The following is a 380-nucleotide window of genomic DNA, read 5'->3' as shown; positions in this document are numbered from 1 at the left end:
ATGTCCCACGCAAACCACCGGAATGTCCCACGCAAAAATCAATTTGCGTGGGACTTTCAGGGAAAAGTTGAACGCAAAATTCCATCAGAATACCAAACAAAAAAAGGACTCTTTCAGGAGTAAAAAGCAGTTATTTTATTTGCCTATATCACGACTATTTCGTATCTTTATATTATGAAAATGAGAGATAAACAAACGTTTCTTTTCATTTTCAACTATTCACTTTAATACGTATTTATAGTGGTTTTTACTGATTATTTTATTTAACCTAAAACTTATTGTTATGAGTATTCCAGTTATTCCAAGACTAATCAAACATTTCTACAACGGTTCGGAGTCTGAATTTTATTATCTAAAACAAGAAGCAGGCAGTTCGCGGT

This window comes from Bacteroides sp. 51 (assembly GCF_010500965.1).
Taxonomy (GTDB): Bacteria; Bacteroidota; Bacteroidia; order Bacteroidales; family Bacteroidaceae; genus Bacteroides.
The sequence above is the reverse complement of the archived record's forward strand: the minus strand, read 5'-3'. Positions refer to the sequence as shown.